Annotated in this window: 1 protein-coding gene; it reads right to left on the bottom strand. The window is 26.2% G+C overall.

Going from position 1 to position 321, the window contains the following annotated elements; translation table 11 throughout:
• Positions 1-321 (bottom strand): hypothetical protein (locus QWI17_RS18140; RefSeq protein ID WP_302723940.1); only part of this gene is annotated, 321 nt, incomplete at both ends.

Raw genomic sequence — 321 nt, 5'->3', positions numbered from 1 at the left:
TGTTACTTTTACTTCGTTAATTGCATTATTTTTATCAAATTGTAATCCTGTAGTATAGTAGTAAAAACTGTTATTTTTGTCGTTTACAACTACTTGAGTATTATCATTGTTACATAAATATTTTCTTAGTAAATAGTTATAATTAGAATTAAAATCCAATCCATTTGCGATTGCTTGAAGTTTTATTTTGAAATCATTATTAATTGCAATTGTAGGGTCTACTTCTATTTTAGGAATTACAACTTCATCTTTTAAAGGTTCAAAAGATTTTGTGATTCTAATACGGTGTGTAGCAACAGGTTCTAATTGTTCGTCTGTGTA

Origin of the sequence: Gilvimarinus gilvus (assembly GCF_030518155.1) — a bacterium.
GTDB lineage: Bacteria > Pseudomonadota > Gammaproteobacteria > Pseudomonadales > Cellvibrionaceae > Gilvimarinus > Gilvimarinus gilvus.
The sequence above is the reverse complement of the archived record's forward strand: the minus strand, read 5'-3'. Positions and strand labels throughout refer to the sequence as shown.